Here is a 14,332-nt window from a genome sequence, read left to right as displayed (position 1 = left end):
CTCTCAGGATTCCAGCCTATGTACATCGCTTCACGGTGGACCGTTGCCGATATCGCCGATCAAACGGGCAAGCGCGTACTCATTACTGGAGCGAATAGCGGCATCGGCTTTTACGCGGCGCTCGAATTGGCGCGCAGGGGGGCCGAGGTCATCCTGGCCTGCCGCGATATAAGGCGTGGCGAAACCGCTCTCGCCGCCATAGCGAAACAAGCGCCCGGGACTCGGTCCCAAGTCGCGATCGTCGACCTTGCTTCGCTTTCCTCCGTACGCGAATTGGCGCGGACGCAATTGGCGCGGCAACGCCCCATCCACATACTGATCAACAATGCCGGCGTGATGGCGCCACCTCGTCGCCGCGAGACCGTCGATGGTTTCGAGTTGCAATTCGGGACGAATGTGCTCGGGCATTTCCTACTGACGGAGTTGCTGATGCCCGCGCTCGATCAGGCTGCGGGTGATTCGGCCGAGCGGCCTCGCATCGTGACCATCGCTTCGATTGCGCATAAGCGCGGGAGGCTCGATTTCGACGACTTGCAGTCTACGCGTTCCTATTCGCCGATGCGGGCGTATCAGCAGTCGAAGCTGGCTGACCTGATGTTGGCGTTCGAGCTCGACAGGCGTTTGCGAGCTAAAGGCTCGCGCGTGATGTCCGTAGCCGCGCACCCGGGCGTCGCCGAGACGAATCTCTTCCGCAATGGGGACTACAACGCGGTTGAGCGTGCGCTGAGAGTGCTTGCGGGCAAGTTCATCGCCGCTGCATTGAATAGCGGGACCGCAGGAGCGCTGCCGACCTTGTATGCGGCGACTTCGCCAGATGTCCGCGACGGTGGGTATTACGGGCCTCAGGGGCTATTCGAAGCACGGGGAAGCCGTGTGGGCGACGCGGACGTCGCAACGCACGCGCGGGATGTCGATGCGGGCCGGCGCCTTTGGCGGGCCTGCGAAACACTAACGGCCGCGCATTAACATCGCATGACTGTGGACTGAGCCGCCCTTTTCGAGGAATCGCAACGGACGTCGCGTAGCTACGGCTTCCTGATGCCGCCGACACGCCGGGGTACAGCGCTATGTAACCGAGATCGGTTCAACGGAAGTCGACCACTCGCGAGTATTGAGAAGCGATTCTTTATCGGGGAAGGGTAATTGCGTCTGATAATAGGGCGCAAGGCACTGCGCAGTCTCGCCACCTTCTACCATGCCCTCACTTCATACAGGAGAGAGGGCCCATATGCCAAATAGGTACGCCGCAGAACTCGGTATCCCGACGACTCCCACCTGCGGAAGGTCGAACGTTTCGCTTCATTTTAATGGACGGTTCCTATCCATGACCAGTCCGCAGACGCGCTCCTATGCTGCCGTTTCAGGCCAGCCAACTGACGCTGGCGGCTTTGACTACTCTGTGGCCCGCCAGCGCGAGAGCAACATAGGTCCGATTCCGTCGGGGCGGTATTGGGTACAGCCGTCGCAGATGTGGGCGAACCGCTGGTACAGCCTCGCGCCACGTTCGTCATGGGGCAACCATCGACTTACAATCCACGTGTTTCCGGGCACGCAGACGTATGGGCGCGGTGGATTTTTCATCCATGGCGGTACACATCCGGGAAGCGCAGGATGCATTAACCTCCGCAGCCGAATGGACAGTTTTGTTCGTGACCTGCAAGCCGCAATCGCGGGATCGCCCGATTGCTATATCCCTTTAACTGTCGCGTACTAACATGGCGAAGAATCGACCGGCGCAACTCCTCCTTGGCATAGCCCTACTCGCTCTTGCGGCATCGATCGTTGCCTTCAACGTCATCAATATCAACGAAGCGTTCGGGCACGGCCCGCCATATTACGGCCGCACGACCAACATGGACAAATGGTTCAATCCGTTACCAGTGCTCGCGGCGGTAGATTCCCTTGGTGTGCTCGTCATCGCCGCATGTATGTATTTCATGAGACGGAAAAGATGACGATCATTGCGCTGCAGCGGCACGAACTTACTGTCCGGGCTGTTCGCCGATGAACTGCCAGTCCCTTCCGACTTTGCTTCAACTGGAAGCGTTCGCTCGTAAGGAACTCGGTCGGCCGTTGTTTGGCGGTCAGCTGAAATTGACGCCGGACAGCAGGCTCGTGGAAGACCTGCGCCTGACCGGCGTCGATGCCGTCGAGTTTATCGACAAGTGGGCAGAGACGTTTGGGATCGAGGCTCAGGGCTTTCCGTATAACCGGTACTTCGGTCCTGACAGTCTCGATGTCATCAAGTCGGTTCTCGGCTTGTTCTCAAAAAGATTCCGCGACCCGCCACTTGTCTCGCTGACCCTCGGCATGCTGGCTGAAGCAATGCGGCGCGGGCGTTGGAACACGGCGGAGATCGAGGCGATCACGAAGGCAGACAATTGATCAACTCGTCTATCGCACAGCCTCGCGCCACTCGTCTCATGGGGCACGTCGAGTTTATCGACGATGACTATCTCCACTTTGAACCGAGCGTCTCAAGCCCGGCTTTCTGCAGGTCTTCCGGTACCATCACGACGCGAAACTCGCAGTCGGCGTTGAACTTGAGGAACCACGGCTCAGCAAATGCCGGAATCTGAGACGGCTCGTCGAGGTTGATGACCAGAACGGCTCCGCGTCCTCCGCTTTGCTCGGTGAAATAGGCGGCTTCCGGCTTCGTTTCATCGAGTATCTTCGCCATCACTTCCCCAATCGTGCCGTCGCGAACGAACGCGTTGAATGGCTCGTGGGGAATCCGTACGTTGAGAAGCATGCGCATGGTCGTTCTCCTTGCATTAGGCACTGAAAGAACCGTTCCAGCATAGGAGATCTCCGGCGTCGCTTTAGTGGGCTCGCCAACACTCGTTCGTAGCCTACACCGCATCAGTGGTCCGCAATCATAAATTGATCGAATACATGGGTTCCTTCATGGAATGCTTGGTTACGGAGCACGACGTTGCAAGCTTGTAGAGGAAATAAGATTTTTCTTGCACAGTTAGCTTGGCAAACCTGTCCTCCACGTCTTGACCCCACATTTGGACGCGCCTTGTTTTGAAATAAATCACATAAGGGGAAAAAGTATACCATCGCAACGCGGTGTTAGCAGTCGCCCCCGGAGTGAAGCGAATAAGGCCCATAACGATAAATTGCACCGCACAAAATGGGCAGCAGTATTTGTCCACATAAATCGGCCTAAAAAATCCCCTATCATGTTGACGCTGCATTAACCTAAGCTCACCATGCATCATTTTCATGGTCCTATAGTCTTCCGGGTCAAGATGAAGCTCTCGATTTTCGAGCAAACTTCGGTCGTTATATACGAAGTTCACCGCTCCTTCTGGAACACCGCCTGACGTAGTCGTTATGGCCAGACAATTCGTTGAAACCAAACTATTTTCATTGGCCCCATATTTTGTGCGCGTAGATATTTCCCGCACAGCCCTATCTCCGACTCTTTGGAATGGCCCACTTTTGACGTGCGGCTGAATCGCATCATAAATATGGTTGAAGGCATAAAGAGCAAGAAGCTCGATTGCAGTCTTGCGGTCGCCCGCTCCCAAATATATTGCTGCGCCGAGCATTGCGCCTCTACTTCCACCTCGAAAAGGATCGTATCCAATAGATTTCCTTACGATTTTAGACGTAGAGCCAAGCGATGCCGCACTTTTCACGTTAAGAGAATCAACAATTCTTGACGCGACATTAGGTACTTTTATAACATCAAGCAGAGAGAGCAATACCTTTGGATTAGCCAGGCTTTTGGTTCGCGCGTGATTACGATCAACCTCACGAATGTAACCCATCACCTCTCCCTCTGGCCTCAATTCCTCCCGAAGACATGGGCGCGTTTCGAATGCATGGTATATCCACCGCAAATAGCTTTCATCCGTATTGCTGAATTCAGTGTGCGCAGAACCTTCATATCCGGTGTCTTCGATCAGATCTCTATTGTAGATCGCCACCATGTCCCAATAGAAATTATGCTGGTTTGCCTCCTCCAAAAAAAATCCTGTGATCGGACACCCGTGAACAAGCGTAACAGCCCATCGTGCAACAGCTAAAGTGATCATAGTGTTCCCTCCCTCCCGACGAACCCAAGATTCACACACCATCGTAACAGGAACTTCAGTCAAGAAAGCTATGTCACCAATGTGCTCCTTCAAGAGGGTAGTTGGGCTTGGTACAGCGGGTTGGGAGACGTAAAACGCCCACTGCCTCAGGCGGTTCAGCATGGTTATGTACCTCAGCGCAATCACACCACAGTGATGGAGGCGGCGACCCTTCAAGAATGCGGCGAAGCCAAGACAGCCACGGAGTATGCTCGACTTCGCAGCAGGTTTTTCAGTGTGACGAGCGGGCACGCGGGCATTCGTTATGAGTGGTGCCATCTTGTTTCGCACGGAATGGGAGGGCCTGACGATCCAAGCAACGTTGTTGCGGCGACCGCATACAGAATACCGAGCAACTGATTCTTGAATGCGTCCTTTACGGCTATCGCATGGAAGGGCTGAGCGTCGAAGTTCAAGCGAAGCTTGCCCCAGGCTGGGCACACCTGGCTGAATCCATTTGGTACCGCGTGAAACTGAACGACAAAACGATCTACGCCAGAACGATGGACGCGCGCCGCGCCACCCGCCCCGACTTTAAAGAGTACGCATCCGTCGCCAGTAGATGCGCAGAAGCATCAATATTGGCCTCGAGACAGAGTTTCCGGCGGATGACCTGAACATGGATGAGTTTGAGATCATCCGGACGCTCAGCCCTGATGAACCAGATGAGTCAGCAGGAATATGGAAGGTGTTGATCGGTAGCGGCCGGCAAGATTAGACGCGCCGGCCGCAGTCGCCCGGCGATGGTCTGCGGTTTCATGTCTATCGGCAGTAGCGTGGCCGTCGGCATCGCGGGACGCGCAGAAAGCACTTGGCCCGGCTTCAAGGGCCGGGCCAAGTGCTTGATTCTATTGGTCGGAGCGAAAGGATTCGAACCTTCGACCCTCTGATCCCAAATCAGATGCGCTACCAGGCTGCGCTACGCTCCGAAAAGTGCGAGATTGTAGCCGTGTTGGCCCACGCGGTCAATCGGCGCAGCGCCCCCGACCAGCGAACCGAAGACCTTGCGCCATTTGCATCAGATTAGCGCATGGCAGCCGCCAGCGACACCGACCAGTCACATTGGCCGACCATATTGAACCAGACGAAACGCAACGGCTACCCGAGTCCGTCCCCACCCGCTACAGGCATCATGCTTGCGGATTCGACACCTCACAGAAAGGACTCCCACTATGAATCTCATCCTCTGGCGCCATGCGGAAGCCGAAGACACCGCATCGACAGACCTCGCGCGACAGCTCACCACACGCGGCCGCAAGCAGGCGCAAAGCGCCGCTAAATGGCTGCGCAACCGCCTGCCGTCCGACGCGCTGATTCTCGCCAGCCCCGCCGCGCGCACGGTGCAGACCGTCGAGGCTCTGACGGACCAATACCGCATCGTGAAAGAAATCGCGCCGGGCGCCGCGGCCGAGGACGTCCTCGCCGCCGCCGGCTGGCCAAAGGGCATCGCAGACACGGTCGTCGTCGTCGGACACCAACCGACGCTCGGGCTGGTCGCCGCTCGACTCGTCGCTGGGGAGCAGACCGAATGGTCCATCAAAAAAGGCGGCATCTGGTGGCTCGAGGGCCGCGAGCGCAACGGCGCAGGCCAGGTCCTGATTCGTGCAGTCATTTCTCCAGATCTCGCCTAAAATCACCCCTTGTCGACTTTGTGACATGTCATGTGAAATCGATGTGTCCTAAATGCGACATGTCATCGGATTTACACGGCTTTGCCATGCAACCGTCACGGCCGATTACTAAATTGGCGAAAACGCAGCAATTCCTACATTTACCAGGAAATTCTATGCGAGACCTGCCGACGCCCACCTTGCCCCTCGCTTCCATTCCCCTCGATTCGCGCCGCCGCCTCCCCCGCACGGAAGAAACGATCACCGCTCAGCACCGCCTGCAAGTGGCCTGGGCCCGGACGGAAGAGGAGCTTCGCGAAGCGCAGCGGCTGCGCTATCGCGTCTTCGCTGAGGAAATGGGCGCAACCGTCACCGGCCCCGCTGGCCTCGACGTCGACCGCTTCGACGCTTACTGCGACCATCTGCTCGTTCGCGATCTCGAAACATTGACGGTCGTCGGCACCTATCGCGTGCTGCCTCCGCATCAAGCGGCTCGCATCGGCCAGCTTTACGCCGAAGGCGAGTTCGACCTCTCGCGTCTCGCGCACCTGCGTTCGAAGCTCGTCGAAGTCGGCCGCTCGTGTGTGCATGCCGATTACCGGAGCGGCTCGGTCATCATGTCGCTCTGGGGCGGCCTCGGCACCTACATGATGCAAAACGGCTACGAGACAATGCTCGGTTGCGCGAGCGTGCCGATGGCCGACGGCGGCCACTTTGCGGCGAACCTCTATGAATCGCTGCGGGAAAGCGCGCTGACGGATCCTGAGTATCGGGCGTTCCCGCATACACCCCTGCCTGTCGAGGAGCTACGCACGGGCGCCCGCGTCGCCCCGCCGCCGCTCGTGAAGGGTTACCTGCGTCTCGGCGCCAAGATCTGCGGCGCGCCGGCCTGGGATCCGGACTTCAATTGCGCGGACTTCCTGACGCTGTTCCGCCTCTCCGACATCAACGTTCGCTACGCCCGACATTTCCTCGGCGAACCGACGTCGCGCTGAGACGAAGGCTAAGGCCAAGGCGAATATCGACCTGGCCGCGCCGCGCGCCGCGCGGCGCAAGCCACCACGAGCCCACGCTCAGTCGTCGGTATAGACGACGCGATACCGAATGCCGACTTTCTCCCATTCGGCCGCTTCCTGAATCAGGCTGTAGTCGGTGAGCGGGTTGTTGGCCACCCACTCGTTCGGCAGATGCACTTCATACCCGCCGCTGTTCGTGTGCGCGACGCGGATGCCAGGCAGCCCGATATCGGCGCGGCGCCGACACAGCAACGCGGCTAGCCGCAGGCAGAAAAGCAGTGGCCACTCCACGTCGCGCGCCTGTGAGAGCTTGCCGAGTTTGCCGGCATGGCCGAGCACGAGCGCCGCAAGGCGCGCCTGATCGGTGCGCGAGAAGCCCGGCATATCGGCGTTGCTCGCGATATAAGCCGAGTGCTTGTGATAGGCGCTATGTGAAATCGACAGTCCGATTTCATGCAGCGATGCCGCCCAGCGCAGAAACATCCGCGCTTCTTCCGCGCGCTCGGCGTCGGGCTCATCCCCGAGTTGAGTGAAAAAGTCGATGGCAAGATCGCGGATGCGCTCGGCCTGCGGCCGATCGACGCCGTAGCGGCGCATGAATCCCTCGACCGTCACGGCCCGCATATCCTCGTGTTGCGTACGGCCCAACAGGTCGTAGAGCACGCCGAGACGCAACGCGCCGTCGGTCGTGTCGACGTAGTCGATTCCGAGCTCTTCGAACACGGCAAGCATGATCGAGAGCCCTCCCGCCAGGACCGGCACGCGATCAGGCTTGAGCGCCACGAGCTTGAGCCGGTTGACGTTCTCGGCCTTGATGAGCGCACGCTTGAGCCGCTCGAGCCCGCCGCGCGAAATGCCATGCGTCACGCTCGGATCGTTGAAGCCGTTGGCCTCGACGAGCTCGGCCAGCGCGCGCGCCGTGCCCGACGAGCCGATCGCCTGATCCCATCCGGCCTGCTTGTACTCGCGCGAGATGATCTGGATTTCGCGCTTGGCGGCGAGCTCGGCCTGGCGCATCGTGTACTCGTCGACGTTGCCGGCCGGAAAGAACGCGCGGCTGTGGCTCACGCAGCCGATGTAAAGGCTTTCCATGATCAGCGGCGTGTAATGCGAGCCGATGATGAACTCCGTCGATCCCCCGCCGATGTCGACGACGAGGCGCTTACCGGAGATGGCGGGCACCGAATGGGCGGCTCCGGCGTAAATGAGGCGCGCCTCTTCACGGCCGGCGATCACTTCGATCGGGAAGCCGAGCGCCCTCTCCGCTTCGGCCAGGAACTCGCCGGCGTTCTTGGCAACGCGCACCGTGTTCGTCGCCACGGCGCGCACGTGATCGGGATGAAAGTCGCGCAGCCGCTCGCCGAACCGTTTGAGCGCCGCCCAGGCCCGTTCCTGAGACGCGCGATCGAGCATCTTGTCAGGCGAAAGGCCGGCCGCGAGCCGCACGGGCTCGCGCAACGCGTCGACTTGATAGATCTGGCTGCCGGCCGGCGTCTCCTCGATGCGCCCGACAATGAGCCTGAAACTGTTCGAGCCAAGGTCGACGGATGCGAGCAGATGCGGGGTATTGGGCATGGATGAAAACGATTTCGTGCGCGAGTGCGCCGCTGCTTCCCGAGCTCGGGCCGGCGATTCCACGACGCGGTTCAAAGTCGCCATTTTACGCATAGAGCGGGGACCTCCGATAAGCGCGCGCAGGAAAAGCCGTCGCGTTTGGCGTCAAGCGTATGAACTTCTTCGTCCAGCTATCTCAAAATTAGATCAGTTACCCGTAAAATTCGTGACAATAACCATTCATCGAAGCGACACCAAACTGTGAGAATTTCCGAGCGTCCGTTCATATCGCCCTCCGACCCTTCGTATTCGTCCTTGCCGATGTCGTTGCGTTATCCCCTGCTCAACCGCGAGTTGGGCATCCTGGGTTTCAATGAGCGCGTGCTCGCGCAGGCGGCGGATCCGTCCGTGCCGCTGCTGGAACGCCTTCGCTTCATCTGCATCACGAGCAGCAATCTCGACGAGTTCTTCGAAATCCGGATGGCGGGACTGCAGGAGCAGATGCAGGACAATCCCGGCTCCCTCTCACCCGACGGCATGTCGCTCCAGCATTGCTACGATCTCGTCGTCGAGCGTGCGCAAAAGCTCGTGCACCGGCAATACCGGCTCCTGCACGAAACAGTGCTGCCCGCCCTCGAGGAAGAAGGCATTTATTTCCACAGCACCGACAGCTGGACCGACGAGCAGACGCAGTGGGCGCGCCGGTATTTCGCCAACGAGCTTTTGCCGGTGCTCACGCCGATCGGCCTCGATCCCGCGCACCCATTCCCGCGGGTGCTCAACAAGAGCCTCAATTTCGTCGTGGAACTGGAAGGTAAAGACGCCTTCGGCCGCCAGGCCGTCATGGGCATCGTCCAGGCGCCGCGCGCACTGCCGCGGCTCGTGCAGATGCCGCAAGAGCTTTCGGGCTTCACCTATGGCTTCGTCCTGCTGAGCTCGCTCATGCAGCGCTTCGTCAACGAGCTGTTCCCGAATCTCATCGTGCGCAGCTGCAATCAATTTCGCATCACGCGCAACAGTGAGCTCTTCGTCGACGAAGATGAGATCACTAACCTGCGCGTTGCATTGCAAGGCGAGCTGCCGGCCCGCCACCTCGGCGACGCGGTGCGCCTCGAGGTCTCGGCAGAGACGCCGGTCCATATCGTGCGGCGTCTGCTCGACGAGAGCGGCCTCTCGGAGAAGGATTGCTATCGCGTCGACGGGCCGGTCAATCTCGTGCGGCTCATGCCGTTGCCGGAGATGGTGGACCGTCCCGATCTCAAGTTCGTCCCCCACGTGCCCGCAACGCCCGACCGGCTCGTGAAGACGGCGAATCTTTTCGATGCGATCGATCAGGGCGATGTCCTGCTGCATCATCCGTACGAAAGTTTTCAGCCCGTGCTCGAGCTGCTGCTGCAGGCCGCTCAGGATCCGAGCGTCGTCGCGATCAAGCAGACGATCTATCGCACGGGCACGGATTCTCCGCTCATGAACGCGCTGATGCAGGCGGCGCGCAACGGCAAGGAAGTGACGGTCGTCGTCGAGCTGCTCGCGCGGTTCGACGAAGAGACCAACATCAACTGGGCCTCGCAACTCGAAGCCGTTGGCGCCCATGTGGTGTACGGGGTAGTCGGCCATAAGTGCCACGCGAAGATGATGCTGATCGTGCGCCGCGTCACCGAGAACGGTAAATCGGTGCTCAAGCGCTACGCGCATCTGGGCACGGGCAACTACCACCCGCGCACGGCGCGGCTCTATTCGGACTTCGGCCTCATGACGTCCGATCAAATGATCTGCGAAGACGTGCACCACGTCTTTCAGCAGCTGACGGGCATCGGCGGCGAGCTCAAGCTGCACGAGCTGTGGCAATCGCCGTTCACGCTGCATCCGAAGCTAATCGATGCGATTCGCGCCGAAAGCCAAAATGCGCGCGCCGGCAAGAAGGCACGCATCGTCGCGAAGATGAACGCGCTACTCGAGCCGACTGTCATCGCCGAGCTCTACGAAGCCTCGCAGGCAGGCGTCAAGATCGATCTGATCGTGCGCGGCGTCTGCTCGTTGCAGCCGGGCGTTGCGGGACTGTCGGACAACATTACCGTGCGTTCGATCGTCGGGCGCTTCCTCGAGCATCACCGCATCTTCTACTTCTTCGCGAACGGCGACGAAAAGGTCTATCTCTCGAGCGCCGACTGGATGGACCGCAATTTCTTCCGGCGGGTGGAAGTCGCATTCCCGATCAAAGATCGGCGTCTCAAGCGCCGCGTGATCGCGGAAGGGTTGTCAGCGTTCCTCGGGGACAATCAAGCGGCGTGGATCATGCAAAGCGACGGTCACTATCGGCGCTCGCGCCCGGGCAAGACTTCGCGCAACGCACAGGCGAGCCTGCTCACTAAGTTCGGTTGCTAGCGCTCGCTACGCGTGAATGGTCTGTCGCCGCACGCTACGCTGCGGCGGAAAGCGGACGGTGAATGTGCTGCCGCGGCCCTCCTCGCTTTTCACGTCGAGGAGGGCATCGTGCCGTTGCAGCACATGTTTGACGATCGCGAGGCCGAGCCCGGTGCCGCCCGTATCGCGCGAGCGGCTTCGATCGACTCGATAGAAGCGCTCCGTGAGCCGCGGGATGTCGGCCGCCGGAATGCCGAAACCGGTATCGCTCACGGAAAACGCCGCACGATCGCCGAAAAGCCGCCATTCGACTTTGATCGATCCGCCGTCTGGCGTATAGCGCACGGCGTTCGTGACGAGATTGCCGAGCGCGCTCAATATCTCCGTTTCCACGCCGGTCACGGTCAGCGTTTCATCGACGTCGAATGCGAGTTTGTGGCGGCCGGCCGAAAGGGTCATCGCGTCGTCTTGCAGATGCCGCAGCACCGCACCCATATCGATAGCCTGTTCGCCGGGCGATTTAATATCGCCTTCGAGCTTCGCGAGCACGAGCAGATCATCGACGATATGCCGCATCCGGGCCGCCTGCTGCTCCATCAGCTCCAGATAGCGAGCGCGATCGTCTTCCTCGAGCGGTATCTCGCGTAGCGTTTCCAGAAAGCCAGAGAGCACGGTCAGTGGTGTCTTCAACTCGTGCGAGACATTCGCGACGAAGTCGCGCCTCATCGAATCGGTTCGTTCGAGCTCGGTGATGTCGTCCGACAGCACGAGCTTGCGATTTTCGCCATACGGAAACACTTGGACCGAAAGCGTGTTCTGACGTTTCTCGCCCATGCCGCGCATGACGAGCGTCTCGTCGTACCGATGTGAATTCACGTAACGGACGAAGTCGGGATGGCGGACGATGTGCGTGACGTGCTGCCGCAAATCGCGTTTCGCGTCGAGGCCGAAATGCTGCTCGGCGATCGCGTTGCACCACTCGATCTGATCGTGATCGTCGAGCATGACAACGCCGTTAGGCGAAGCCTGAATCGCCTGAATGAACCGCGAGTGTTGCTGCTCGACCTGTCGCACCTGCGCGTGCCAGCGCTTGGCGAGCTTGTGCAGCCGATAGTAGATCTCGCCCCACACACCCGGCGCGCTGGGAACCTGCCCGTACACGGGCGCATCGAGCAGCTGCCAGAGGCGTTCGGTGTGATAGGTCGAGAAAAGGCTCTGCGCGACAAGCGCGATGGCGCCGAAGACGAGCGCGGCCTTGACGCCCGCGAATGCTGCGATGGCGGCACAAACGAGCGCCAGCAGCACGAGCGAGACGATCGAGCGCGCCCAGATGATGTTTATGCCACCACGTTTTTCCACGGCGAAGACAAGGTAGGGAACTTGCGGGCCTGGAGATCAGGCGGTCTTGGCCAGCCGATATCCGCTGCCGCGCACCGTCTCGATCATAGCATCGCACCCGGCCGGCTTCAGCGCGGCACGCAGGCGCTTGATATGGACATCGACCGTGCGCTCCTCGACAAAGACGTGATCGCCCCAAACCTGATCGAGCAATTGCGTGCGACTGTGCACGCGCTCCGGGTGCGTCATGAAGAAATGCAGCAGCCGGAACTCGGTCGGTCCGAGATCGAGCTTGATCTCGTTGCCGTCCGCATGAGCCGCGACACGATGCGTCGCCGGATCGAGCTTGAGGCCGTTGATGGCGACGACGTCCTCCGTGAGCTGAGGCGCCCGGCGGCGCAGCACGGCCTTGATGCGCGCCATCAGCTCCTTCGGCGAGAAGGGCTTCGTGACATAGTCGTCGGCGCCGATTTCGAGGCCGAGCACCTTGTCCTGCTCGTCACCCCGCGCCGTGAGCATGATGATCGGAATATGCTTCGTGCGTTCGTTGTTGCGCAAATCTCGCGCGAACGCGATACCAGACTTGCCGGGCAGCATCCAGTCGAGCAGGATGAGATCGGGTAGCACGTCGCTGATCAGCGACTGCGCCTGCTCCGCGTTGTAAGCGCGAATCGGGCAATGGCCTGCGTGCTGCAAGTTGATCGAGATCAGTTCGGAGATAGCGGGCTCATCTTCGATGATCAGAATGCTGCTCGGCATCGTCACCTCTTGACACGTTAACTAAGCGCTTCGCGCTCGAGCGCGTCGCGCGATTTGTGGCGCACGTCCGTGCCCTTCACGATGTAGATAATGAATTCGGCGATGTTCTTCGCGTGGTCGCCGATCCGCTCGATTGCCTTGGCGATGGTGAGAAACTCGAGCCCGGCGGAGATCGTGCGTGGATCTTCCATCATGTATGTCACGAGCTTACGGACGAATGCGCGAAACTCCTCGTCGATCGCCTTGTCGTCGCGCACGATCTGAGCGGCGGCAGCCGTATCGAGGCGTGCGAACGCATCGAGCGCGCGGCGCAGGATCGACACGGCCATGTCGCCCGAAATCTTGATCTCGGCGATGTTCAACGTGCGCGCGGCGCCGTCTTCCATGACGCGCTTCACGCGCTTGGCGATCTTCTCGGCCTCGTCGCCCGCGCGCTCGAGGTTCGTGATCGTCTTCGAGATCGCGAGCAGAAGGCGCAGATCGCGAGCGGCCGGCTGGCGGCGCGCGATGATGTTGCTGCACTCCTCGTCGATCGCCACTTCCATCTGGTTGACCGTGTCTTCCTCCGAGATCACCTGATCGGCGATCGCCGCGTCCAACGTGTTGAGCGCCTCCATGGCGCGCGTGATCTGCGCCTCGACGAGGCCACCCATTTCGAGCACTTTCGACGAGATCAGATTCAGATCGGCATCGAACTGACTGGAGAGGTGCTTATCGGACATGTTTGCCTCCTACTCTGTTCATCAGCCGAAGCGGCCGGTGATGTAATCCTCGGTTTCCTTGCGGACCGGCTTGATGAAGATTTTTTCCGTATCGCCGAACTCGATCAGTTCGCCGAGGTACATGTATCCGGTGTAATCGGAACAGCGCGCGGCCTGCTGCATGTTGTGAGTAACGATGACGACCGTATACTCGTTCTTGAGCTCGGCGATCAGCTCTTCGACGCGCCCCGTCGAGATCGGATCGAGCGCCGAGCACGGCTCGTCGAGCAACAGCACTTCAGGACGGATCGCAATCCCGCGCGCAATGCAAAGACGCTGCTGCTGACCGCCCGAGAGGCCGTAGCCGCTTTGGCCGAGCTTGTCCTTCACTTCGGTCCACAGCGCGGCCTTCGTCAGCGCCCATTCCACACGGTCGTCCATCTCCGAGCGTGAGAGCGATTCGAACATTTTCACGCCGAACGCGATGTTGTCGTAGATCGACATCGGAAATGGCGTCGGCTTCTGGAACACCATCCCAACGCGCGCCCGCAACAGCGAGATGTCGCGCTTCGAGGTGAGAAGGTTCTCGCCGTCCATCATGATCTCGCCCACGGCGCGTTGCTCGGGGTAGAGCGCGAACATCTTGTTGAACGTGCGCAGCAGCGTGGACTTGCCGCAGCCCGACGGGCCGATGAACGCCGTCACCTTCCCCTCGGGAATCTGCATGTTGATATTCTTGAGGGCGTGGTACTTGCCGTAATAGAAATTCAAGTTGCGAATTTCGATCTTGGGCCTGACGGGAGCGAGCGCCGATCCGTCTTGTGCGGGATCGAAACCGGCCGGGGCTGCCGGACGTTCGATCGAATGCTTGAGGTGACTCTCAGCCATATTCATAGTTTCGC

Annotated in this window: 14 protein-coding genes and 1 tRNA gene; 7 read left to right on the top strand and 8 right to left on the bottom strand. The window is 59.9% G+C overall.

Going from position 1 to position 14,332, the window contains the following annotated elements; translation table 11 throughout:
* Positions 1 to 18: 18 nt before the first annotated feature.
* The 4 genes from AB4Y31_RS04215 to AB4Y31_RS04200 all read left to right on the top strand — a co-directional run bounded on the left by AB4Y31_RS04215 (position 19) and on the right by AB4Y31_RS04200 (position 2,385).
* The gene (locus AB4Y31_RS04215; protein WP_368672838.1) at positions 19 to 966 is read left to right on the top strand and encodes an oxidoreductase; all 948 of its coding nucleotides are present in this window, start codon (positions 19 to 21) and stop codon (positions 964 to 966) included.
* Positions 967 to 1,195: 229 nt separating this feature from the next.
* Positions 1,196 to 1,714, top strand: coding sequence for a tlde1 domain-containing protein (locus AB4Y31_RS04210; protein WP_368672837.1), 519 nt, complete (start codon positions 1,196 to 1,198; stop codon positions 1,712 to 1,714).
* 1 nt (position 1,715) lies between these two features.
* On the top strand, positions 1,716 to 1,955 hold the full coding sequence (locus AB4Y31_RS04205) for a hypothetical protein (RefSeq protein WP_368672836.1): 240 nt from the start codon (positions 1,716 to 1,718) through the stop codon (positions 1,953 to 1,955).
* Positions 1,956 to 2,004: 49 nt separating this feature from the next.
* Positions 2,005 to 2,385, top strand: a complete 381-nt coding sequence (locus AB4Y31_RS04200; protein WP_368672835.1) for a DUF1493 family protein — start codon at positions 2,005 to 2,007, stop codon at positions 2,383 to 2,385.
* Positions 2,386 to 2,452: 67 nt separating this feature from the next.
* Here the strand turns inward: AB4Y31_RS04200 and AB4Y31_RS04195 are convergent, their stop codons facing one another.
* The 3 genes from AB4Y31_RS04195 to AB4Y31_RS04185 all read right to left on the bottom strand — a co-directional run bounded on the left by AB4Y31_RS04195 (position 2,453) and on the right by AB4Y31_RS04185 (position 5,017).
* Complete coding sequence (locus tag AB4Y31_RS04195) at positions 2,453 to 2,758, bottom strand: panthothenate synthetase (RefSeq protein WP_368672834.1); 306 nt, start codon at positions 2,756 to 2,758, stop codon at positions 2,453 to 2,455.
* A gap of 118 nt (positions 2,759 to 2,876) precedes the next feature.
* Positions 2,877 to 4,049, bottom strand: a complete 1,173-nt coding sequence (locus AB4Y31_RS04190) for a hypothetical protein (protein WP_368672833.1) — start codon at positions 4,047 to 4,049, stop codon at positions 2,877 to 2,879.
* 891 nt (positions 4,050 to 4,940) lie between these two features.
* Positions 4,941 to 5,017 (bottom strand) — tRNA-Pro (locus tag AB4Y31_RS04185).
* 243 nt (positions 5,018 to 5,260) lie between these two features.
* Between AB4Y31_RS04185 and AB4Y31_RS04180 the strand changes: the two genes are divergently transcribed.
* Both AB4Y31_RS04180 and AB4Y31_RS04175 read left to right on the top strand, forming a co-directional pair.
* Positions 5,261 to 5,719 (top strand): histidine phosphatase family protein, encoded by a 459-nt coding sequence (locus tag AB4Y31_RS04180; protein ID WP_368672832.1) that lies wholly within the window; start codon positions 5,261 to 5,263, stop codon positions 5,717 to 5,719.
* 155 nt (positions 5,720 to 5,874) lie between these two features.
* The gene (locus AB4Y31_RS04175; protein ID WP_018440716.1) at positions 5,875 to 6,693 is read left to right on the top strand and encodes a GNAT family N-acetyltransferase; all 819 of its coding nucleotides are present in this window, start codon (positions 5,875 to 5,877) and stop codon (positions 6,691 to 6,693) included.
* Positions 6,694 to 6,771: 78 nt separating this feature from the next.
* On the opposite strand, the gene ppx is transcribed toward AB4Y31_RS04175, so the two are convergent.
* Positions 6,772 to 8,289, bottom strand: a complete 1,518-nt coding sequence (gene ppx, locus AB4Y31_RS04170) for an exopolyphosphatase (RefSeq protein WP_368672831.1) — start codon at positions 8,287 to 8,289, stop codon at positions 6,772 to 6,774.
* A gap of 300 nt (positions 8,290 to 8,589) precedes the next feature.
* Here ppx and ppk1 point away from each other — a divergent pair, with 300 nt between their 5' ends.
* A complete protein-coding gene (gene ppk1 / locus AB4Y31_RS04165; protein ID WP_368672830.1) occupies positions 8,590 to 10,653 on the top strand; it encodes a polyphosphate kinase 1 in 2,064 nt (687 codons plus the stop codon).
* 6 nt (positions 10,654 to 10,659) lie between these two features.
* Here ppk1 and phoR read toward each other — a convergent pair whose 3' ends face one another.
* From phoR to pstB, 4 genes are read right to left on the bottom strand one after another with little or no spacing between them, the layout of a single operon-like run.
* Complete coding sequence (gene phoR, locus AB4Y31_RS04160) at positions 10,660 to 11,973, bottom strand: phosphate regulon sensor histidine kinase PhoR (protein ID WP_368673444.1); 1,314 nt, start codon at positions 11,971 to 11,973, stop codon at positions 10,660 to 10,662.
* Between the two features lie 54 nt (positions 11,974 to 12,027).
* Positions 12,028 to 12,729 carry a phosphate regulon transcriptional regulator PhoB gene (gene phoB, locus AB4Y31_RS04155; RefSeq protein ID WP_026229673.1) on the bottom strand — a complete coding sequence of 234 codons (702 nt, stop codon included), beginning with the start codon at positions 12,727 to 12,729 and terminating at the stop codon, positions 12,028 to 12,030.
* Positions 12,730 to 12,746: 17 nt separating this feature from the next.
* Positions 12,747 to 13,451, bottom strand: coding sequence for a phosphate signaling complex protein PhoU (gene phoU / locus AB4Y31_RS04150; RefSeq protein WP_018440721.1), 705 nt, complete (start codon positions 13,449 to 13,451; stop codon positions 12,747 to 12,749).
* Positions 13,452 to 13,472: 21 nt separating this feature from the next.
* Entirely contained in the window at positions 13,473 to 14,324 is an 852-nt protein-coding gene (gene pstB / locus AB4Y31_RS04145) for a phosphate ABC transporter ATP-binding protein PstB (RefSeq protein ID WP_368672829.1), read from the bottom strand.
* Between the last annotated feature and the right edge of the window lie 8 nt (positions 14,325 to 14,332).

This window comes from Trinickia sp. EG282A (assembly GCF_040965455.1).
Lineage (GTDB): Bacteria > Pseudomonadota > Gammaproteobacteria > Burkholderiales > Burkholderiaceae > Trinickia > Trinickia symbiotica.
Note: the sequence above shows the minus strand (reverse complement) of the source record. Positions and strands in the feature narration are given on the sequence as shown.